Annotated in this window: 12 protein-coding genes and 1 pseudogene; 2 read left to right on the top strand and 11 right to left on the bottom strand. The window is 69.8% G+C overall.

Going from position 1 to position 21,619, the window contains the following annotated elements; genetic code table 11:
• Positions 1-362: 362 nt before the first annotated feature.
• The 9 genes from OG259_RS37370 to OG259_RS37335 all read right to left on the bottom strand — a co-directional run bounded on the left by OG259_RS37370 (position 363) and on the right by OG259_RS37335 (position 13,412).
• Positions 363-539 carry a helix-turn-helix domain-containing protein gene (locus OG259_RS37370; protein ID WP_328946292.1) on the bottom strand — a complete coding sequence of 59 codons (177 nt, stop codon included), beginning with the start codon at positions 537-539 and terminating at the stop codon, positions 363-365.
• Between the two features lie 497 nt (positions 540-1,036).
• On the bottom strand, positions 1,037-3,703 hold the full coding sequence (locus OG259_RS37365) for a helix-turn-helix transcriptional regulator (protein WP_328946291.1): 2,667 nt from the start codon (positions 3,701-3,703) through the stop codon (positions 1,037-1,039).
• A 304-nt stretch (positions 3,704-4,007) separates the two neighbouring features.
• Positions 4,008-6,674, bottom strand: a complete 2,667-nt coding sequence (locus OG259_RS37360; protein ID WP_328946290.1) for a LuxR C-terminal-related transcriptional regulator — start codon at positions 6,672-6,674, stop codon at positions 4,008-4,010.
• 589 nt (positions 6,675-7,263) lie between these two features.
• Positions 7,264-8,052, bottom strand: coding sequence for an ABC transporter ATP-binding protein (locus tag OG259_RS37355; RefSeq protein ID WP_328946289.1), 789 nt, complete (start codon positions 8,050-8,052; stop codon positions 7,264-7,266).
• Positions 8,052-9,083 carry an ABC transporter substrate-binding protein gene (locus tag OG259_RS37350; protein ID WP_328946288.1) on the bottom strand — a complete coding sequence of 344 codons (1,032 nt, stop codon included), beginning with the start codon at positions 9,081-9,083 and terminating at the stop codon, positions 8,052-8,054. The genes OG259_RS37355 and OG259_RS37350 overlap by 1 nt, the downstream gene beginning before the upstream one ends.
• A gap of 25 nt (positions 9,084-9,108) precedes the next feature.
• The gene (locus tag OG259_RS37345) at positions 9,109-9,933 is read right to left on the bottom strand and encodes an ABC transporter permease (protein ID WP_443052083.1); all 825 of its coding nucleotides are present in this window, start codon (positions 9,931-9,933) and stop codon (positions 9,109-9,111) included.
• A 164-nt stretch (positions 9,934-10,097) separates the two neighbouring features.
• On the bottom strand, positions 10,098-10,826 hold the full coding sequence (locus tag OG259_RS37340) for a cupin domain-containing protein (protein ID WP_328946287.1): 729 nt from the start codon (positions 10,824-10,826) through the stop codon (positions 10,098-10,100).
• A 1,061-nt stretch (positions 10,827-11,887) separates the two neighbouring features.
• A complete protein-coding gene (locus tag OG259_RS41870; protein WP_443052082.1) occupies positions 11,888-12,301 on the bottom strand; it encodes a helix-turn-helix domain-containing protein in 414 nt (137 codons plus the stop codon).
• Between the two features lie 712 nt (positions 12,302-13,013).
• Entirely contained in the window at positions 13,014-13,412 is a 399-nt protein-coding gene (locus OG259_RS37335; RefSeq protein ID WP_328946286.1) for a hypothetical protein, read from the bottom strand.
• A 1,272-nt stretch (positions 13,413-14,684) separates the two neighbouring features.
• Here OG259_RS37335 and OG259_RS37330 point away from each other — a divergent pair.
• Positions 14,685-16,112: pseudogene (locus OG259_RS37330) on the top strand (Gfo/Idh/MocA family protein).
• Positions 16,113-17,146: 1,034 nt separating this feature from the next.
• Here the strand turns inward: OG259_RS37330 and OG259_RS37325 are convergent.
• A complete protein-coding gene (locus OG259_RS37325; protein ID WP_328946285.1) occupies positions 17,147-18,547 on the bottom strand; it encodes a hypothetical protein in 1,401 nt (466 codons plus the stop codon).
• Between the two features lie 229 nt (positions 18,548-18,776).
• On the opposite strand from OG259_RS37325, the gene OG259_RS37320 reads away from it, so the two are divergent.
• Positions 18,777-19,982, top strand: coding sequence for an ROK family transcriptional regulator (locus OG259_RS37320; RefSeq protein WP_328946284.1), 1,206 nt, complete (start codon positions 18,777-18,779; stop codon positions 19,980-19,982).
• A 283-nt stretch (positions 19,983-20,265) separates the two neighbouring features.
• On the opposite strand, the gene OG259_RS37315 is transcribed toward OG259_RS37320, so the two are convergent.
• Positions 20,266-21,429 carry an extracellular solute-binding protein gene (locus OG259_RS37315; protein WP_328946283.1) on the bottom strand — a complete coding sequence of 388 codons (1,164 nt, stop codon included), beginning with the start codon at positions 21,427-21,429 and terminating at the stop codon, positions 20,266-20,268.
• Positions 21,430-21,619 lie beyond the last annotated feature (190 nt).

The following is a 21,619-nucleotide window of genomic DNA, read 5'->3' as shown; positions in this document are numbered from 1 at the left end:
AGTGCGGGTGTTACACGCAAGTTTGCGCATGAGGAAGGGAAGCGTCAATACACCGATCACCGACCGGACATGGCCCAGCTCGCGTGCGGGAACGGTCGGCGCACCGGGCAGGCCTGACAGGTTGCTATCGGGACCGGGAGTCGAACGCGCAGCCGTCCGGGGCGACTTACGACGGCGTCCTTCGGCCCGCTGCCCGGCAGGGTGCTCGTCGGGCGGCAGGCCGAGGCGGACCGCCGTCCGCTACGCGTTCGTCGGCCGACGCCGAGGACATGCCCACGGCACCCCGGCTGCGGCCACCCGACCGCGCGGGCGCCACGCCCAGACGGCGAGCCGCCGGCCGCAGCCGGGGTGCGCGAGAGATCTCAGAGCGGCAATTCCACCCCGACCTCGGTCAGCAGACGGTGGATGAGGGCGTGGCTCCGGCGGTGGCTCCAGGCCAGCTCCCCGACGGTGGCTCCGTCCTCGTACAGGGTCCTCAACTCCTGCGCGAACCGCTGGCGTTCAGCACCCTTGAGCAAGCGTTGGTCGAGCCTGGACACTGGGGACGACTCCGGCATCAGCCGGACCACTGGCTGGCAGTCGGGGCACGGCCGCGCCGCACCGCCGGGACCTCTCGGCAGCACACCCCAACTCTCGCAGCTCGGGCAGCCGTCGGCCGCATCCAGGTCCGGCCGGAAGTCCACGGCCCGCCACGGTCCGGCCGACCTGGCCAGGTCGGCTGCTTGTCTCTTGCTCATGGCATGTCCTCATTCGTGCGATCCGCCGGCCGTCAGGACGGCCGGCGCCTTCCGAACGGCGTCCGCAGCTCCGGCGGAGGCACCGGGATCGGACACGGGACTCGTCGTACAGGAATCTGACGCATCACCATCACCACCTGATGTCGAGGGATACCTCCCATCCTTGAACTGGGCCTTTGCCCGCACCTGAGTAGTCGCTACTCAGATGGGGGCGAGCTCTCCAGGGCACCGCTGCTCGCCCGGACAGTCGGGAACGCTCCCGCGGCCCGGCCTCATCAACCCCGGGTCACATGGACGCCTCAGCGGACGTCCTCGCCGTCCAGCGCGGCGGCGAGTTCGCTGCGGTTGGACACCCCGAGCTTGGTGTAGACCGTGTGGAGGTGGTTGTCGACCGTGCGGATCGACAGATGGAGCGCCTCGGCGATCTCCCGGCTCGCGATGCCACGCGCCGCCAGCCGGGCGATGTCCCATTGTCGGGACGTGAGCCGGGAGGCGGTCTCCGCCACGGCGAGCAGGGGCGTGCGGACCCCTTCGCAGGCACGGGCCAGAGCGCCGGACCGCTGGGCGGCGGCAGCGGCACGGCGGCCCTGGCCGGCGGCCCGCAGGGCGGCCGAGGCCGCCGCGGCGGCCTCGGCCGCCGGCAGGTCGATGCCCAGAGCGTGCAGCTCGTCGGCGGACGCCAGCAACAGGTCGGGGTCGGCGGCGTCCAGCGCCGCCGCGAAGCGCGCCTGGGACGCGACCAGGGGGCCGTCGCAGGACTCGGCCAGCTCGGCGAGCCGCGCGGCAACGTCCCCCGGAGCGCCCAGCCGAGCGATGTCGGTGAGCACGAGGGCCTCGGACGGATACGTACCCGCGGCCCTGGCACGGTTTGCTGCCGCGGCCAGCACCGTGCGGGCACCGGACAGGTCGCCGCGAGCCGCCCGTAGCCAGGCCGCGCCCAGGCTCTCCCAGCCCGCCCCGAAGAAGTGGGGGTGCCCCGCGGCCTCCCCGACCGCGCGCTCGGCCGCATCCAGGTCGCCCAGCAACGCGGCGGCCGCACCCAGACCACTCATGGCCGAGCCGCTGACCCTGCTGCTGTAGGCCTTGCCGAGGGCCACGGCCTCGGCGTACCAGCGGCGCGCGCCGGCCGGGCGGCCGGCGATCCACGCGATCGAACCGAGGACCCATGCCAGGAAGCACCTGGCGACCGGGATGTCGGCCCCCGTGACGTCGGCGTATGTCGTCTCGGCCATCTCTCGGGCCTCGTCCAGCCTGCCCTGGACACACAGGGTGAGAGCCAGCGTGATGTCCACATTGGCTCCCACCGTGCTGGGCACTGATTCGTCGGCGATGCGCAGGAACTCCGCCCGCACCTTCGTACCGAAGGCCAGGCCCTCCGCACCCCGCCCGGCCTGCGCCAGGGCGTGCCCCTTGCAGATCGCGTTGACGATCGCCGCCATCAGATCGGGTCCGTCGCTGAGAGACCCGTCCATGTCGTCCAGCAGTTCCAGGGCCCGGGGCACGTCGCCCGCGAGCGCGTACATCGCCCCCTCGCAGTGACGCAGGGTCGTACGGCCGGCGTTACTGATGATGTGGGGACTCACCGCGGCGATATGGGCCTTGGGGTCGAGGACGGGATCGGGGGACAGCAGCAGGCTGGTGGTCCGGGCAGGGAGGAACGCGAGGGCATGCCGCTCACTCTGCAGCCGGGCCTCGGCGGCCGCGAGGGCCAGCTCGGCCTCGCGCGAGCGGCCGAGTTCCAGCAGTGCCCCGATCAGCATCAGTCGTGACATCGTTGTGTGCGATTGGTCAGGCATGGCTTCTAGCAGGGTGCGGACCTGGCCGTAGTCGCGGGCGTAGCGGGCCAGCAGGGCTGCTTGGACCAGCTGGCCCGGGTCGGCGCTGCCGGTGGCGGCCAGCTGCCACTCCACGATCCTGCGCGGATCGTCCCGCCATCGTTCGCCGCGCTCCTGGGCCCTGCGAATCTGGGCGTTCAGGAGTCCCCGCCGCCGGTCTTCGGGCACCGCCGCTCGCAGTACCTCGCCGTACAGCGGATGCGCCAGCCGGACGGTGGTCCGCCGTCTCTCGGCCGTGACCGAGATCAGGTCCACGGCTTCGAGGTGTGCGAGCTCCCCCGGCCCCGCCTCCGCCTGGACGTCCTCCAGCAGGAGCGGCTCGCACAGCGCCAGCAGTTCCAGTGCGGGCCGGGCGGTCTCGCGGGCCGGGGCGAGCCGGGCCTCGATGAGAGGGGCAAGTCCCTGGGTTCCCACGCTCCGTTCCTCGGAGAGCTGCCAGATTTCGCCGTCGAAGGCCAGCGATCCGTCCTCGATGGCAGCGAGCACGAGTTCGCGCAGGTACAGGGCGTTTCCGTCCGAGGCGGTGGCCAGCCGGTGGACGGCGCGGCCGGCGACCGGTCCGCCCAGCGCCGCCTCCAGCACCGCCGCCGTCTGCGTCGTGTCGAACACCGACAGATCGATGCGATGCACCGCATCGCCCCTGGACAAGGCGGTCACCGCGTCGGAGACCGCCTCACCGGTCCGAATCGTCGCGATCAGCCGCATGAGGCCTGCGTCCATCAGTTGGCGCAACAGGACGGCGGAGGCCCCGTCCAACAGGTGGAGGTCGTCCACCAGCAGCACCCGCCCCCGGGACCCCGCCCCGCCCGGCCGGACGTCGGCAAGGCTGCTCGCGACCTGGGCGAACCCGGCGACCGGGTCGCTCATGTCCACCCCGGAGGGAATGAGGTGAGCGATCGCGGCCAGCGGCACATGGGCGGCAGCAGCGGTGGCGGTCGCGCGGCCCACAGTGAACCCCGCAGCCTCCGCCCGGTCCAGACAGGAACCGGCCAGCCTCGTCTTGCCCACCCCGGCCGGACCCCAGACCGTCACGGCCTGCAGATCCGGTGAGTTCCAGACCTGGTCGAAGGCCGCGAGTTCAGCGTCCCGCCCGACGAACGGCCAGCGGGACGCCAGGTCCGATACGACCACCAGAGCCTCCCGCGGTACGAAAGCCTACGGAAGCAACGCCCTTCCACAGCCACATTCGCACAGGGTCGAACAGTGCGTCGACCTTGGCGGGAGGCAGTTCACCCGGGCGGCTCCCGGCGTCATCCGAGTCAGCGGCAACGTACGGGGAATCCCTCGCAGGCCGCTCGGTGGAGGCGGCTCCTGCCCAACCGGCTCTTGCCGACCCCCGCCGGTCCGTGTGAGGCGACAAGCTTGCGCTCCGGCCGCAGATGCGCCTGAGCAAGCGGAAGCTGCTGCCGGTCCTGGACCAGCGCGGAGTGCCTGATCAATCGCCGCTTTGCTCCTTGAGCAGGGCGGCGAGTTCCCGGCGCGTGGAGACGCCCAGTTTGGTGTAGATCGTTTGCAGGTGGTTGTCCACGGTACGGGTCGACAGGCGCAGCGACGCCGCGATCTCCTTGCTGGCAATGCCCTTGGCCGCCAGATGAGCGATGTCCTGCTGCCGGGGGGTGAGCTGGACGGGCGCATTCGCCGCGGCGAGGAGGGGGGTGCGGGCCCCCTCGCAGCCGCGGGCCAGGACCGCGGACTGCTGGGCGGACGCCGTTGCCCGCCGACCCTCACCGCCTCGGCGCAGCGCGGCCGCCGCGGCGGCTGCGGCTTCGGCAGCCATCAGATCCATGCCCAGGGCATGCAGCTCGTCGGCCGATGCCAGCAACAGGTCGGGGTTGGCTGCGTGCAGTGCGGCTGCGAGACGCGCCTGAGCCGCGACCAACGGGCCGTCGCAGGATTCGGCCAGCTCGGCGAGCCGCGCGGCCACGTCCCCTGGAGCGCCCAGCCGGGCGATGTCGGTGAGGACGAGCGCTTCGAACGGAAGCAGACCGGCGGCCCTGGTCCTGTCAGCCGCCTCTGCGAGCGCCGTGCGGGCACCGGGCAGGTCACCCCGGGCGACGCACAGCCAGGCGACGCCCAAGGCGTCCCAGCCCGCGCCGAAGAGGTGGCGGTGGTCCCCGGCCTCGCCGAGCGCGCGCTCGGCCGCATCGACGTCGCCCAGCAGCGCGGCGGCCGCCGCCAGGCCGCGCATGGCCGGACGGATCATCCTGATGTCGTAGGCCTTGCTGAGGGCCGCGGTCTCGGCGTACCACCGCCGTGCCTCGGCAGGATGGCCGGCCAGCCAGGCGACCGACCCGAAGACCCAGGCCAGGAAGCACCTCACCACAGGGATGGCGGCCCGGTTGACCTCGGCATAGGCGGTCTTAGCCACCTCGCGGGCCTCGGCCAGCCGGCCCTCGGTGCACAAGGCGACCGCCACCATGTTCTCCACCGTGGCCCCCACCGTCTTGGGAATGGACTCGCCGCTGATCCGCAGGAACTCCGCCCGCAAGCGGGCGCCGAGGACCAGCGCCTGCTCCCCGCGGCCGACCTGGGTCAGGGCGTGGCCCCTTGTGACCGCGGCGAACATCGTGAGCAACGGGTTGGGACTGCCGTCGAGGGACCCGTCCATGTCGTCGGTCAGTTGCAGGGCCCGGGGCACGTCGCCCGCAAGCACGTACATCGCCCCCTCGCAGTGACGCAGGGCCGTGCGCCCGGCGTCACTGGTGATGTGGGGACTCACGGCGGCGATGTACCCGGTGGGGTCCAGGACGGGGTCTCCCGACAGCGCCATGCCGTTGGCGCGGATCAGGAGGACGGCCAGGGCCTGTCGCTCACTGCGCACATCGGCCTCGGCCGCGGCGAGGACCTGGTCCGCGTCGCGCGGGCGGCCGAGTTCCAGCAGTGCCTCGATCAGCATCAGCCGGGACCTGGCCGTGTGCCCTTCCTCGGGCATCGCCTCCAGCAGGGCCCGTACCTGAACGTAGTCGCGGGCGTACCGGGCCAGCAGGGCGGCCTGGACCAGCTGGGCCGGATCGGCGCTGCCGGTGGCGGCCAGCTGCCACTCCACGATCCTCCGAGGATCACCCTGCCACCGCTCGCCGCGGTCCTGGGCCCGGCGGATCTGGGCTTCCAGGAGGTCCCGCCGCCGAAGGGTCGGAATCACCGCTCGCAGTACGTCGCCGTACAGCGGATGCGCCAGCCGGACGGTGCTTCGTGGATGTTCCGCGGTGACCGAGATCAGATTCGCGGCTTCGAGCTGTGCGAATTCCCCCGGCCCCGCCTCCGCCTGGACGTCTTCCAGTGAGAGGGGCTCGCAGAGGGCCAGCAGTTCAAGCGCGGGCCGGGCGGTCTCGGGTGCCGCTGCGAGTCGGGCCTCGACCAGATGGGCCAGGGCCTGGGTGCCCACGCTCCGCTCTTCGGAGAGCTGCCAGATCTCGCCGTCGAAGGCCAGCGATCCGTTCTGGACCGCGCCCAGCACCAGCTCGCGGAGGTACAGGGCGTTTCCGTCCGAGGCGGTGGCCAGCCGGTGGACGGCGCGGCCGGCGACCGGTCCGCCCAGCGCCGCCTCCAGCACCGCCGCCGTCTGCGTCGTGTCGAACACCGACAGATCGATGCGATGCACCATGTCGCCCGCGGAGAGCTCGGTCACCGCGTCGGAGATCGGCTCGCCTGTGCGGACGGTGCCGATCAGCCGTACGAGCCCGGCGACCGTCAGCTGCCTCAGGAGAACCGCGGAGGCGACGTCCAGCAGGTGGAGGTCGTCCACCAGCAGCACCCGCCCCCGGGACCCCGCCCCGCCCGGCCGGACGTCGGCAAGGCTGCTCGCGACCTGGGCGAACCCGGCGACCGGGTCGCTCATGTCCACCCCGGAGGGAATGAGGTGAGCGATCGCGGCCAGCGGCACATGGGCGGCAGCAGCGGTGGCGGTCGCGCGGCCCACGGTGAACCCCGCAGCCTCCGCCCGGTCCAGACAGGAACCGGCCAGCCTCGTCTTGCCCACTCCGGCCGGACCCCAGATCACCACGGCCCGGAGACCGGCCGAACTCCAGGCCTGGTCGAAGGCCGCAAGTTCAGCGTCCCGCCCGACGAGCGGCCAGCGAGACGCACGTTCCGGTCCGACCACCACAGCCTCCGCGGCACGACGACATGACCGACAGGATTATTCCTTCCGATTCCAGGTCAATTGGCGGACAGACCTCGGCCACGCCGGTGGCGTTTCCACTGGACGGAGTAGTTCCGGACGAAAGCGCTGCCTTCCGTCACCGCGTGCACCTCGACCCGCCCGGGCGCCTCCGGACCCAGGCCAGAGCCCACGGAGTCACATCCGGCACGCTCGCCCTGGCCTTCGGGCTCGCGGCCGTGCAGCGGGTCGCGACGTCCTGCCAGTGGACGTTCAAGCTGTTCGACGTCGGGCCCCCGTGGTCAACGGCCACGAGCTTCAGGTCACCAAACTTCCCCCACCACCCCCTCCGAACGGCGCAGACCATTGATCGTGGTGGCCTGCACCCTGGGGGCCCTCGCTCTGGCGCCTGACGGCACCGAACACAGGGTTCGCAGGGGCCAGGCTGACTCGACGACGGATCAGAAGCCGGTCGCGGAGCCCGCGCAGCGGCCCCCGGCCGCCGTCAGGGGCCGGGGGCTTCTGCCGGGCCGTGAGTTCGGCAGGCGATCGCCGCCGCCGTCCCCCGGCATCGCCGGTCGTCACGACCGCGTCAGTCGTGCGCGCTGCTCGCACCGAGCAGATCCCGGATCTCCGCGGCCAGGCCGTGGAACACGTCGGTCGCCAGGGTGGCTCCATAAGCCCGCTCGCGCGGCAGCTCGACCGGGAGCGTGCGAACGATCCGGCCCGGTCGAGGGCTCATGACTTCGATGCGGGTGCCGAGGTAGATCGCCTCGGCGATCGAGTGCGTGACGAGCACGACGGTGACACCGGTCTCGCGCCAGATCCGGTTCAGCTCGATGTTCATGGTCTCGCGGGTGAGCGCGTCCAGGGCACCGAACGGCTCATCCATCAGCAGGACGGGCGGCTCGTGCAGCAGCGCGCGGCACAGCGCCGCACGCTGTTGCATGCCGCCGGACAGCTCGTGCGGGAGTGCGTCCTCGAATCCCCGGAGCCCGGTCATCTCGATCAGGTAGTCGGCCCGCCGCTCGGCCTGGGCCCGGTCCATCCCGCGGATCTCGGCCTGGAGGAGGATGTTCTTGCGCACGCCGCGCCACTCCAGCAGGGCTGACCGCTGGAACGCGAACCCGACGTCACGCTGCGGGCCGTCCACCTGCGTGCCCAGTAGTTCAACCGAGCCGACCGTGGGGCGGACCAGTCCGGCGATGATCTTGAGTAGTGTCGATTTGCCGCAGCCGGAAGGACCGACGATGCTGATGAACTCGCCGGGCTGGATACTCAGCGACACGTCGGCCAGCGCCGTCGTCTGGGCACGCTTGGTGGAGAAGTGGCAGGTCAGGTCGCGAACGGCGATCGCAGGAAGCTTGGTGGGTGCGTGCATCAGCGCACCGCCTTGGCGAGCGAGGCGTCCCAGTAGTCGGCAGCCGGACCCGCCTTCTTCAATCCCGCCTTGTCCTTCAGCAGCTTGATCATGTCTGTCCACTGCTGCACGGTGTTGACCCCGGGCGCACCCGCCTTTTCGAGCTGCAGCAGCGGGACGGCCTTGTCCAGCTGCTTGCGCATCACGTCCTCCGGGGGTGCCATATCTGCCTTGCCTCCCATGGCCTTGACCGCCGCGGCCGGATCCTTGACTGCCTCCGTCCAGGACGTCTGGACCGCCCGTACCATCTTCTGGACCAGGTCCTTGTCCGAGGCGATGGTCTTCTCGTTGACCACGAGGCCGGTGCCCAGCAGGTTCAGGCCGGTGTCGGCGAAGAGCATCACGTCGACCGGCTTGCCGCTCTTGGCTTCGATCGTCGGGGCCTGGTCGTGGAAGAAGCCCATGATGGCGTCGACCTTGCCCTCGCTCAGGGCCGCGATCTTGCCAGCCGCGTCGACGTTGACCAGTTGCACGTCGCCGGGCTTGAGGCCGTTGAGTTCCAGCCAGGCCGGGAACGTCGCCCACATCGCGTCGCCGGCGGTGCCTGCGACCTTCTTTCCCTTCAGGTCAGCGGGGGCCTTGATGTTCCGGCCGGCGAAGAACTCCAGCGACGCCGGCCCCTTCTGCAGGAACACGCCGGCGGACTTCACGGGCATGCCGCTGTCTATCGCGTGCAGCAGTGGAGAGGTGTCCGCCCAGCCGAAGTCGGTGTGGCCCTGGCCGACCGCCTTGATGGTGTTGCCGGACCCGGTGCCGGTGTTGATCGTGAGCTCGATGCCCTCGGCTGCGAAGTAGCCCTTCTCCAGACCGTAGTAGAGCGGGGCGTGCTCGCCGTAGGGGGACCAGTTGAGCGTGAGAGAGACCTTGCGCTTGCCGTCCGCGGTGCTCTGCGGCCCGCTCGCGCCGCCGCACGCGGTCAGCGTGGTGGCGGCGACGAGCCCGGCCGCCAGGGCGGCGAGCGGACGGCGCGAACGAAGATGGTGCTGCGTCATGGGAGTGGCCTTCGGTACAGGGGGATCAGGAGGTCGTGAGTGCCGCGCCGTCACGGCGGCTGGCGTGCCAGGGGATGAGGAGGGACTCCGCGAGCTCGATCACGACGAAGAGCACGATGCCGATGGCCGACATCAGGAACAGGTCGGCGAACAGCAGCGGCGCGTCCAGGTTGCCGCTGGAGGCGAGCAGGACGTATCCCAGGCCTTCCTGGGCGCCGACGAACTCACCTACGACGGCGCCGACCACGGCCAGTGTCACCGCGACCTTCAGACCCGCCATCACGTGCGGCAGTGCTCCGGGCAGCCGGAACTTGAGGAAGGTCTGCCATTTACTGGCGCCCATCGTCGCGGAAAGCTCCAGCAGCTCAGGGTTGATCGACCGCAGGCCCGCCACGCTCGACACGACGACGGGGAAGAACGCGATCAGCACGGCGAGCACGATCTTCGGAGTCACCCCGAACCCGAACCACACTACGAGGATCGGGGCGATCGCGATCTTGGGAATCACCTGGGCGAAGAGGATGACCGGGTAGATGGCCCGCTCCAGCGTCTTCGAGTACACGATCAGCACTGCGGTCCCCACCCCGATGACGGCGGCCAGAACGAAGCCGATCAACGTCTCGTACGTGGTCACCCACGTGTGGCCCATCAGCTCGGACCGCTGGTCCACGAGGACGTCCAGCACGTCACCCGGCGGCGGGATCAGGTACGGCGCCACCATCTCCTGCCAGGCCACGAACCACCAGACGATCAGGAGCACGCCCAGGAGCAACGCCGGCCTCCAGGAGGCTTCGGCGACACGGGCTACTCGGGCCGCGGAGTCGGGCCGGGCCGGGGGCCGCTTGCCCACCGGCCCGGCACCCGGATTCCCGGGAGCGGCCCCGACGGGGTGCGACGGTTGCGCGGACTCTGGAGTGTGGGTCGCGGCCACAGCGGGCAACCCAGTCTGATGCGGTGAGGAGGGCCTCATCGTTCAACCTCTTCGTCGTCACTGCGGAGCAAGATGGCCGCGCGTCAGGACCGCGGCGGGACACCTTGCACGTACACGTCAAGAAGGCCGCACATTCCGTGCCTGCGGCGGCCGGTCGGTTCCGCCAGCGCACGGACCACGGCCGCCGGAAGGTGCTCGCCGCTGCCCCGCTCCAGGGCCTCCAGATAGCCCGCAGTCGCGGCGGCGGCGCGCTGGGCACCGTCACGCCATCGCTGCCGCCACTCGGGGATGCGGGGACGGACCAGGTTCACCGCGTCGGCATGGAACTGATCGAGCGCTGTCGGCCCGTCGGTCGCGTACGCGGCCCGCAGAGCCGTGAATCCCTCGATCGCGAGATCGCGGCGGCGCATCGCCGACGCCAGGCGGGTCTCGCCCGTACCGGTCAGCGTCGCCGCGACCGCGTAGGCTGCCGGGTCGGCCAAGTGCGGCTGCGGAAAAGTGAGAACGGCGTCTCCGGCCTCCGGGAGCCCGCTGTTCGACATGAGGACGAGAATCGTCAGTTCGTCTTCGTTGACCAGGCGGTGGATGGTGCCCGGGTCAAACCACACGACCGCACCCGGCTCCAGCCGGGTGTCGGTGCTGCCGCGGGAGTTCAGCGTCTGGACCACTCCGCGACCCGAAAGGACGTAGTACCCCTCGGAACAGGCGAGGTGCATGTGGGGCGACCCGCCGACCAGACCGTCGGCCGCCGGGGCCCCGTCGTACACCCGGAGCTTTGAAATCCCCACCCCGCCCGGAAGCTGATCACTCATCTCAGTTCCCCTTACGGAAAGGGCTTTCCCTAGCGAGCAGCAAGGCTAGGGCGGACCGCGACCGGCGTCAATGGACCAGTCACAGGGAGTATCCGGCCCGTTCTCCTGGTGACAGGCGCGTCCCTCCCGGAGCGTGTGTCGCCGGCGCGTCAACGGCAGGCCGCTGGGCAGTCGGACAAGGGCCGCCGATGACCGCCCAGCCCGCAAGGATCCCGGCACCCGGTCCGTCCGGCGGCCGGAGCGCGCTCCGGGCAACGGCCGCCGGACTCCAAGCCCCGATCCCTCGCGGTCCGTTGTGTGGGGATGCAGCCTCCGGACGCGTCGCAGTGCCGTGGCTGGCGAGGTACGCACAGCGCACCGGAGGGCCGAGCACGACGACCCCGATGCTCGTACGACCGCGCTCGCGCCCCGGGTCATCCTCCTCCACCGGTGGGTGGGACGGGACACTCCTCGTCGTGCAGCGGCGCCGCCTGCCTGACGGGCGGTCAGGCGTGCCGAGGTCCAGGCCCCGGCGTTGCCGTTGAAGCAGCAGTTCGATTCAACGCCGGAGCCTCGCTTGCAGGTCGGGGCAGCTTGATCCTTCTCCGAGTGGCAGGTGTACGGCGTGACGTCGAGACCCAGGACCAGCCCGGGCAGTGCACCTCCCCCAGACTGGGCTGCGGTTGACCCTCGTCCTCGCCCCGCCCAGGCCCGCGGCCAGGCCACCTCCCGGGCCTGGGCGCGGGCTGATCGCAGCCGGTCCGGTACCCGTTCGTCGATGGCCGCCGGCAGTCGCCAGGCCGTCGGCGTGGAGGCGACCGGGCCGAGCACCTCGCGCTGGTCCCGCTGGACGGCAGCTGGGCAGATAGATCGGATGCCTCTTTCTGCCGCCACGCTAGGCTGGGGCGGCCGACGCCCCGGCAGGCGGCGTACGGCACAACTGCGGCCAAGCCGGGCGCGGCCGGCCGAACGCTCGGACACGGGGATGCGTCGTTTGGGCCCACCGGGCTTCGGTAGGCCCAACGGTCGTCCCGAGCCGAGGCCGGACCGCGCTTCGCGCACGGGCCGCGACTGCCCTGCCCCTACGAGGCCGTACGCCGTACCTGACGGGGCACGAGGCCCGGACCTCGCGGCAGCCGCGGAAACACCTCCCCCACGACGGAGCCCTCGCTGGGGCCGTCCTCTTCCGGACGGTTGGCCATCGGACCGTCTGCCGAGTCGCGACCCGGCTCCTCTTCCGGCCTCGACCTCACCCCATCCGGGCCGGCGTCGGCGCGCCGCGACGAGGTACGTCGGTGTTGCGCAGAGCCAGGCAGCGGCGCGCCGGACTCGGAGAGCAGGCGGACGATGACGGCCGCCGAACGCCGGTATCCGCACGCCAGCTCGCGGATGCTCGCTCCGCGCTCGTACAAGGCCCTCAACTGCCGGGCGAACCGCCGGCGTTCCAACCCCCTCGCCCAGCATCCTTCGAGCCTGGACGCCACGCCCTGCGGCATCGGACGGGCCACCGGTCGGCGATCCGGACACGACGTGGCCGGCACCCACGGGCCGCCCGGCGCCGCTCGCCGACTCTCACAGCGCCGACAATCGCCTGCCGCATCCAGGCCCGGCCGGAAGTCCCCGCGGCTCCGCGGTCCGAGCGGCTGCTCCGGACCTGCTTCATGGTTGTCCTTCACGACGTCACCGGCCTTCAGTAGGGCATGGGCTTGCCGGACGGCGTCCGCAGATCCTGTGGAGGCCGCGGAACCGGACGCTGAACTCGACGCTGCAGTACCTGACGCATGGAAACCACCACCTGAGGTTGCTTGGACTTCCATGGTCGAAAGGGACAATTCTTCCCACCTGAGTAAGCGGTACTCAGTCACCCGGCACAGCCGTGGGGTCACACTCCGGAGCTGCTGCGGGCGGGGGTCGGTAGCGGGCAGGTGGGGCCCTGGAAGCCGTGCACAGGCGGGAATGCGGTGTACGCGGATGCGCGACCTTGCAGGCGTCGCCCGGCTCGCCGTGCGAGACCGGCGCGCCCAGTCCCCGGCTTGGTTCCCGGCTCACAATGCCGGGGTCCGTCTGCGTAGTCCGCGGGCGTGCTGGATCGACAAGGCGGCTTGGAGCGGCCAGCTGGGATCGTCGCCGCCGGCGGCCGGCGGCCGCCCCACGGCTCTGCACTCAAGCAGGCTGGGCGGTCGGGAGCATCGAGCCCGCCGAGCGGGGTCAGGCGGCACTCAAGCGAGCGCTGGAAACGCTACGAACCCGGTGCAGAGCACCGACGTCCGGCAGTTCGGTGACCGTGCAGCCGCTCACCACCATGAGGTGCAGGTCCGAGTAGGCGTCCTCGCCGCCCATGCCCCGCGCAGAGCCGGCCGTGATCAGGACGACCCGGAAGATTCCGTCGGACACGCGCGCGAGCAGGCACGAGAGGGCAGGGCGTTCGTCGTCGACCGTGCGGATGACGTCTTCGAAGAAGACCGGCGCCGGCAGCTCGAGCCCGGATGCGAATTCTCGGAGCTCGTGGCGTTGCTCCTCAAGTACCTGACAGCCTGCGGAGGCGCACAGATAGGCGGCAACCGGACCGTTCTCACGATTGATGTACCTGCTGAGGGGTGTGCCCATTTCCTCGGCTCCTCGGTACGCAGTGGGGGATGCGGGGGCTCCCGCTCGACATCGATCCGCAAGGAAATGCGGTTTGAAGAACCTGGTCGAGCTTTCATGCCAAATTCGGGCTCGCCCGGACGTCAGGCACTACTTCTACGCGCACGGTACATGAAATCGGCGCAAATCAGACCCATGGACCCACGCAAATAATTCTCTCCTCGGACCCGTCAGGATTCCCTGGGTCGGCGTCGCACTGCCTGCCGGATCTGCACGGATGACCAAAGCGGATGACCAAAGGGGGTCCGGGTGGACCGGAAACTGACGAGGGGGAGGCAGCTCCGGCCCACCCGGAGTCTGTGCCGGTTCGGCAAGGGAGTCTTGGGGAAACTCACCGAATCTGGACGGCATTCGGATCACCTAGGTGACGGCCATTGCACAGATACCGTCAGGTTCGCCGAAGCAATTCCATGGGCGGGATGGGTTGCAATTTCATCGCAACCACTGGTGAGAGTTTGCACTGAATTCCAGACGGCGTCAATGGTCTGCTCCACCAACATTCCCCTTAGATCGTCAAAAACTTCAGGAACCCACGCGTACCATCAATTCTCAATAACATTGCCACAGGTGCTCAGGCTGACGAATGGCCGCCACGGAGCCGGCTTACACGTACGACGCAGAGGAGGCCAGACGGTGCCGACGGGCGCCCTCTGGTCGGAGATGTCATCGCGATCACATCCTCTCCGGTGTACGGCGGGTCCTGCTCCGTGCTTCCAGGAAACGCCCCGGAGGTCCTGAGTCCCTGAGCAATCACTACTCAAACCGCCGCGGTCTCCCTGAACCAGCTGGCCAGCCCAGCCGGATCCATCCTCTGCGCACCCGTCAACGCCTCAGCCCCTGCCGCCCGCTCCTACCAACCGGAATGAAGCGCAGCGCCGAGTGACGGGATCGCTCCCCCGCGTCATGGACGTGCGCTACGCACTCCGCGTACCAGTCGTACGGCACGAAGCAGTCAGCAGTACGGCTGTGCAAGGCACACGGGCTGACCTGACCCCACAGCGACCCGGTCCGCGGACCGCGGCCTCAGAGCACGCTCACGCTGACCGGGCACTCCCCCGCCGGCGGATCGTGCCCTCGGCCTGCTGGGGCGAGAGTGTCCAGTCGTGCGTTTCATGCACCCTCTTTGATTGAGAATACGCGAAGGGAGCATTTTCTGAGCATGTGTTGACACACTACTGTGCCCCCCGTCAGAGTCGTGCCGCAAACGAGCCCGAGTCTGCATCGAGGAGCGTCATGCCCAAATTCCCTGCCGTGTCACGCCGTTCGCTCATGGGAGGAGCGGTCGCCACTGGAGCGGCCATGGCCATCGGCTCGACGGCACCGGCCGTCTCCGCAGTGCCGTCGGCCTCCGCTCCGCGGCGCCGACCGGGGCAGAAGACCATGGTCAACGTCCGCTATGACGCGTACAGCACGGTCCGTGTCGGAGTGATCGGGCTCGGCAACCGTGGTGCCGGCATGAGCCTCGGCTAGGCCGCCGTACCCGGATGCACCGTGACCGCCGTGTGCGACATCCGCCCCGACCGTGTCAAGCGGACCGCCGATCAGCTCGTCGCCAACGGCGAGCCCCGGCCCGCCGAACTCGGTGGCTCCGACGCCTCGTTCGAGGAACTGCTGAAACGCGACGACGTCGACCTCGTCTACATCGCCACGCCCTGGGAGTTCCACTACCCGCAGGGCAAGGCCGCGCTCCTCGCCGGCAAGCACGTCATCGTCGAACTGCCCATCGCCACCGAACTCGACGAACTGTGGGACCTCGTCGACACCTGCGAGCGCACCCGTCGACATCTGATGCTCGCGGAGAACTGCAGCTACGGCCGGAACGAACTCGCGATGCTGAAGATGGCCCACGAAGGCCTCTTCGGCGACATCACCAACGGCCACGGCGGCTACCTGCACGACCTGCGCGCCCTGCTCTTCTCCGACACCTACTACACCGACTCCTGGCGCCGGCTCTGGCACACGCGCAGCACCGCCAGCTTCTACGCGATGCACGGTCTCGGTCCCATCGCCGCCGCCATGGACATCAACCGCGGCGACCGCATGACGAAGCTGCGCGCCACCGCCACGGAGCCCAAGGGCCTCGCCGACTACCGCGCCCGGTTCGTCGACCGGTCGCACCCGTCGTGGAAGGAGACGTACATCAACGGCGACCTCGTGACGTGTCTGATCGACACGGCACAGGGCCGGGTCATACGCGCCGAGCACGACGTCAGCTCCCCCCGCCCCTACAGCCGGATCAACACCCTCGCCGGCACCCGCGGCATCTTCGAGGACTACGCCGGTGTCATCTCGTCCGGCGGCGGGCGCATCTACGTCGAGCCCGACCACAGCGGCCACACCTGGCGGGACTTCGCCTCCTACCGCAAAGAGTTCGATCACTGGCTCTGGAAGAAGATCGGCGACGACGCGGCCAACAACGGCGGCCACGGCGGCATGGACTACGTCTTGCAGTGGCGCACCGTCCAGCTGATGCGGACCGGGCAGGTCCCCGACATCGACGTCTACGACTCGGCGAGCTGGTGCGCGCCCATCCCGCTCAGCGTCGCCTCCCTCGCCGCCGGCGGACGCCCGGTCGCCTTCCCGGACTTCACCCGGGGCGACTGGGTCAAACTGCGCACGGGCCTCGACTCCCGCGCCTCCGAGATGCCGCCCGCCACATAACAGCATGAGGGTCAGGATGTAGGCACCACCGTGGTCGGCATGGACCGTCCCGACCTCAAGCCCCTCGGTGCCTACGGCGAATTCGACCCGAACTCCCGCGGCCGGCCCACCTTCGGTGCAGATCCTGGCGAGCAGGGCCGCCCCCACGCACCCCGCCCGGTCGCCGACCGCGGCGGGGTCCTGGTCGCGCGCGGTCTGGAACGTCAGCCGTCCGGCGAGCGCACCCGCAGGGGTGCGAGGCGAGCCTTGCCTGCGTCGTCCAGTTCGCCATCGATGACCAGTCGTCCGGGGGCGTATGGGTGAGCCCTGTCGGGATCGCGTCGACCAGGTCTTCCACGGTCTACGCGACGGTCGCGCGCGACGGGATCACCTGCGTCGGCCGGTGATACAGCTCGCCGGCGCTGACTCGCCGGCACCGAGGTACGGCAGAGCGGCTGGGCGGGGGCTGGCGGCGACGTGCGGCATGCCTGCGACGGCCTCCTCGCCGCCTGCACCGCGGGAACGGAGTGCACGTCCCCGCCACGGTCTCGTTCTCGGTGACCGGGACCATCGAGACCACGAGGTCTTGGTCGCGGGCACGAAGGCCTGGACGGAGACGCTTGTCCGTGGTCACGAACCCGCTGAGTTCTTCGTGGATCCGGGCTTCCGGTAGACCGTGGTGCCCCGCCCGCTCGGTGACACCCGTGTCCACCTTCATGAGTCAACGAACCCGTCTGGGGCGATGCTCGGCCGCCCGTCGAAGAACGACTGCGGGACCGACCGACTGGCAGACCATGTCCAAGCCGCCGAGGGAAATTCCGCCACCCCGCCCCGACTGCCAACCGGCCATAGATGGCACGGCCCACAGCCGCGGCGGCGGCCGACCCTGCGGCGACGACGGTGGAGCGGGAGAGGGAACCTCTGCCCGCCCCCCTGTCAGCCGTTCACGGAATCGACTTCGGTGCTGCACTTCCGTTGCGGGTATCAGTTCGGCTACAACACCGGGACTGGGTAATCCTGCGGACTTCGCGGTTCAGGCCGAAGGACGTCCGGTCTCAGGACCAACAGGCCTTGTCCCCGGCGCTGTTCTTGTTCAGCCAGAGGCTGAGGTAGCTGAGGCCGTAGATGACGCCGATGCGCTGTTCCTTGCCGAAGTAGCTGTTCTCGCTGCCGTTGGCGTAGGTGTGGCCGTCCGTGAAGCGGGCCTGCAGGGCGATCTGCGCGTCGTTGTGCAGCTTCTCCCAGGTCGACGCCTTGGTGGCGACAAGGCCGTCCTGGCCGTGCATCGAGACCAGGGCGTCGAAGCCGCCGAAGTAGCCGGCGAAGGTGCTGCCCCAGTCGTTGCCTTCCGGGTAGAAGATGTTGGAGGACCCGGGCTGGTAGATGGTGTTGGTGCCACCGGAGGAGGTCGGGTAGCGCTTGTCGACGAGGGCGTCGTAGACGTAGTTGGTGTTGTGCAGGGCGGCGACCGGGGCGCACTTCTTCGCCAGTCCCGCCGTGGCGGCCTCGTTGAGTCCCTGGTCCAGGATCATGTAGATCGGGTGCAGGAGGCCGTGGTTCGTGACGGTGCCTTCATCGCTGATGTTGGTGCCCTTCAGCCAGGTGGACATCTGGATGCCGTTGATGCTGGCCGGGTTGGTCAGGTCGGCCGGGCGGGCGGTGGCGGACAGCAGCAGCTGCTTGTGCCGGGTGCTCCAGGCGGCGGCCTGAGGGTGGTTGGGCATCATGGCTGCGGTGAGGCCCAGCAGGGCGGCGCTCCACTGGTTTTCCTCGACCTTGCTGTCGCCGGGTTCGGCCGAGGTCCCGTCCTTGCGGAGGCCGTACAGCTCTTTGCCGCTGGTGCCGATCAGGAAGGTGTCGTTGCCCGTAGTGAGCCGGTTGGCCTCGGCGACCAGCATGTTCACGACCTTGTCGCGGTCGGTGACCGAGAGCTTGTCCCACATCAGCCAGGCGGCCATGCCGTCGTAGTAGGCCCACAGCGCGGTCTGCCAGCCGGAGCCCCAGGCAGTGGCGCTGTTGGTGTTGTTGGCCTTGTGGCGGGCGGCGACGGTACGGATCAGGTTGATGTCGCGGGTAGTGGCATTGGCCGCACTCAGGTTGACCGGGTTGTACACGCCCAGCTTCAGCGCGATGGCGGCCGAGAGCGCGGTCATGGCGGGCAGGCGGACGGCCTGTTCAGCGTTCCCACCCAGGTTCAGGTAGCCGTCGGCCTCGTAGGCCGTGTACTTGGACGCGTACGCCGGGCCGATCAGGTAGCGGGATTCGTTGGCCAGGATGGTCTTCATCCGCTGGCCCATCGCATCGGTGCCCGCGTAGGTGCCGAACGAGCTCCAGTCGATCGCCTTGACCTGGTCCGCGGGCGAGGCGCCGTGGGCAGTGGAGACCTGCAGCGTTGTTGCCATTATCGCGCCGACCGCCATCGTGGTGAGATACCGAGCAGGTCTTGTGAGCTTCATGAGTGCTCCTGTATGTGTGCGAGTCCGGCGTCATGCCGACGGGAGATTCCCCGGGCGGGCGCTCCGCGGTGCCGTCCCGTGCGGCTCACCGGGTCAGCCCGGCGGGATGGCTGCGGTACCGTCGCCGAGCGGCAGGCTGACGGATGGCGATTAGTATCGAACCGTTCGATACTCGCGGGGCATACTGTGGGGTGGTCTAGGCCACCTGTCAAGAGGTAGGGGAAGAGCAGTGACGATCGCGCCCACGGCGACCGGGCCTCATGTGCTGCGGCGCATCAACGCCACCGCGGTGCTCGACGCCCTGCGGTCCACCGACGGCATGACCGCACGGGTGGCCGCCCTGGTCGCCGCCACCGGCCTGTCCCGACCCGCGGTGTCCCGGGCGCTGGCCGCGCTGGCCGACGTCGGAGCGGTGGAGTTCCTGGTCACCGAGGACAACGGTGTGGGCCGCCCCGCGCAGCGAGCCCGGTTCCGCGCCGAATGCGGACACGTGGCGGGCATCGACCTCGGCCCCCACAAACTGCTGGTGACACTTGCCGACCTGGCGGGCACCGTGTGCGCCGAGCGACGTGTGGCCACCCCGTACGGGGTGGCCGGCCCCGAAGCGGCCGGACTGCTGCGGACGGCGCTGGCGGAGGTCGCGGCGGACGCGGGCCTGGAGCCGACGGCGCTGTGGGCGGTCACCGTGGGCACTCCCGGCGTGGTCGACGTCGAACGCGGTGAGGTCGTGCTCGCACCGAGCATCCCAGGCTGGGCGGGCCTGCCGCTGCTGGCCGAGCTGCGGGACTGGCTGGGCTGCCCGGTGCTGGTCGAGAACGACGTCAACCTGGCCGTGGCGGCGGAGCGCTGGCGCGGCCCGGCCGAGGACAACCTGCTCTACGTCCACTGGGGGGAGCGGATAGGGTCGGGCATCGTCATCGACGGCAAGCCCCACCGTGGCGCGTCCTCGGCAGCTGGTGAGCTCGGTTTCGTCGACCTCGCAACCCCCTTGGACGAAGAGCCGGCGCCGGTCGTCGAGGGACTAGGCCCCTTCGAGCGGCTGGTCGGGGCACGAGCGATCCTGGCACTGGCCACGGAACGCTGCACCGGGCCACTGCGCGAGACCCTCCGCTCCAGCGGCGACGTGGCCGTCCTGTTCGAGGCCGCGGCAATCGGCGACGAGGAGGCCGTCTCGGTGGTGCGAACCGTGGCCCGCCGGTTCGCGCGCGGCCTGGCGACGCACCTGCTGGCTCTTGACCCCGAGTGCGTGGTCGTCGGCGGCGGCGTGTCGGGCGCGGGTGACGTGCTCTTCGACGCCGTCCGCACCGAACTGGCGCGGATGCTGCTGACGCCGGTCGAGCTCCGTATCTCCGCACTGCGTGAGAAGGGCGTGGTTCTCGGCGCGATCCGTATGTCGCTGGACACTGCGGAGCAGCGCCTGGCCGGCATGCTCTGACCGTCCACGGACGACCGGGCGGCGGACCCTCGAGTAGGACCGTGCCCGCGTCACACTTCGTTGCACAGGAGTTCCGACTCCTCTCCCTGCTCCCTCTGGGCGCCAACCGTCGCTCGCCGCCGAGGCCACCACGACGAGCGGTCGCAGGATCATGACAGGCCTACCCTCGTGGTCGGGTGAGCGAGCCGTTCACCGGTCGGCGGCTCACCTCCGGAGGGCGAGGACCTGTTCTCGGTGAGACGGTCACCGCAGATCTACGCCGGCGCTATCGGGCGACCACCACCTAGCGCCCGAGTTCGGCCTCTGCCGCGGCATCGGCTATTTGACCCAGTGCCTTGGCTGGACTGCCACCGGGCGTCATCGCACTGCCGAGGTTCCGCTTGACGCTGTCGCTCACCAACGCCCATGAAGTCTTGCCGACGGGGGGCAGCTCCGAGGCAGGCAGCTCATCCAGAAACTTCCTCAGGTCCTTGTTGCGGTCATCTGCCCTCATCTGCTCGGTTACCGAAACAGTGACGGGCAGCAGGTTGTTGAGCGTTGCGAACTCCCTCACGTTCTCGTCGCTGAAGACGAAGTTGAGGAACTTGCCGAGTTCCTCACGGTGCCCGTTCCGCTTGAAGGCCATGATCCAGTCGACGGCCGCCGGCGCCCGTGGGGCTTTGGCGTCCCGTCCGGGCACAGCTACCGTGCCGACCTTAATCCCTTCCTTCTGCGCATCCTGCAGCAAGGAGGGAAATCCGTTTACCATGCCCACCTCGCCGCGCAGGAACGCCGCGTACGCCTCCTTGCGGTTGAGCCGCCCCGGTGGAACGGGACCGGTGAGCCCCTCCTCGACGAGGTTCTCCTTCACCCAGTTCAGGCTTTCGATGTTCTCCTTCGAGTTGATCGTGTAGGACCCGTTGAGGCCGGTGTAACCGCCTCCGCCCCCCAGCATCCAGGACATCGTCTCCATCTGGGCCTCCTCGGGTCCCAGCGGCACCGCCATCGGGCACGGGACCTCAGTACGGTCCCTCAGTCGCCGCGCCACGGCCTTCAGCTCGTCCCAGGTCGCCGGGGGCCGGCCGACGCCCGCCTCTGCGAACAGCTCCTCGTTGTAGAAGAGGAGCCTGGTCGAGGCCGCGAACGGCATACCGTACTGAATTCGTCTCTGCTCTCCCGCTTCGGCGAGCGGCCGAACGAAGTTCGCCTGCACGGGGATCGAGAGCAATGCGTCGGCAGCGTAGAGCTCGCCCTGTTCGGCGTAGTCGGCGTACGCCCCGATCTGCGCCAGGTCAGGCGCTTCGCCCGCCTCCACCATGTCGGCGACCTTGCCGTCTATGGAGTCCCAGGACACGACCTCCACCTGGACCGTGATGTCGGGATGCGCGGACTCGAACGTGGAGATCAGATCACCCCAGTACTGCTCGGTGCTGTCCGACTGGCCCCCCACCTCGTAGTCGGCGGCCACCAGCCGCAAGACGACTTGATTCCCGTGGTTGTCGGCGCAGCCTGCCAACGAGGCGGAGAAAATGAGAGCGGTAGTGGCCGCAGTCAGGACATGGCGGTGCCTCGGCACGGCATATACCCCTTCTTCTGCGCGGGAGCTGATGACAGAACTGCCCGCTCGCCTGCCGCCGGATGTCAGGCGAGCAGGCAGC

It is taken from the genome of Streptomyces sp. NBC_00250, from assembly GCF_036192275.1.
In the GTDB taxonomy this organism is placed as follows: Bacteria; Actinomycetota; Actinomycetes; order Streptomycetales; family Streptomycetaceae; genus Streptomyces.
Note: the sequence above shows the minus strand (reverse complement) of the source record. Positions and strands in the feature narration are given on the sequence as shown.

What these genes read in the sequence shown, in the direction of transcription:
- OG259_RS37355 (WP_328946289.1), bottom strand. Translation starts at nt 8,052, where the DNA reads ATGCACGCACCCACCAAGCTTCCTGCGATCGCCGTTCGCGACCTGACC.
- OG259_RS37350 (WP_328946288.1), bottom strand. Translation starts at nt 9,083, where the DNA reads ATGACGCAGCACCATCTTCGTTCGCGCCGTCCGCTCGCCGCCCTGGCG.
- OG259_RS37340 (WP_328946287.1), bottom strand. Translation starts at nt 10,826, where the DNA reads ATGAGTGATCAGCTTCCGGGCGGGGTGGGGATTTCAAAGCTCCGGGTG.
- OG259_RS41870 (WP_443052082.1), bottom strand. Translation starts at nt 12,301, where the DNA reads ATGCCGCAGGGCGTGGCGTCCAGGCTCGAAGGATGCTGGGCGAGGGGG.
- OG259_RS37335 (WP_328946286.1), bottom strand. Translation starts at nt 13,412, where the DNA reads ATGGGCACACCCCTCAGCAGGTACATCAATCGTGAGAACGGTCCGGTT.
- OG259_RS37325 (WP_328946285.1), bottom strand. Translation starts at nt 18,547, where the DNA reads ATGAAGCTCACAAGACCTGCTCGGTATCTCACCACGATGGCGGTCGGC.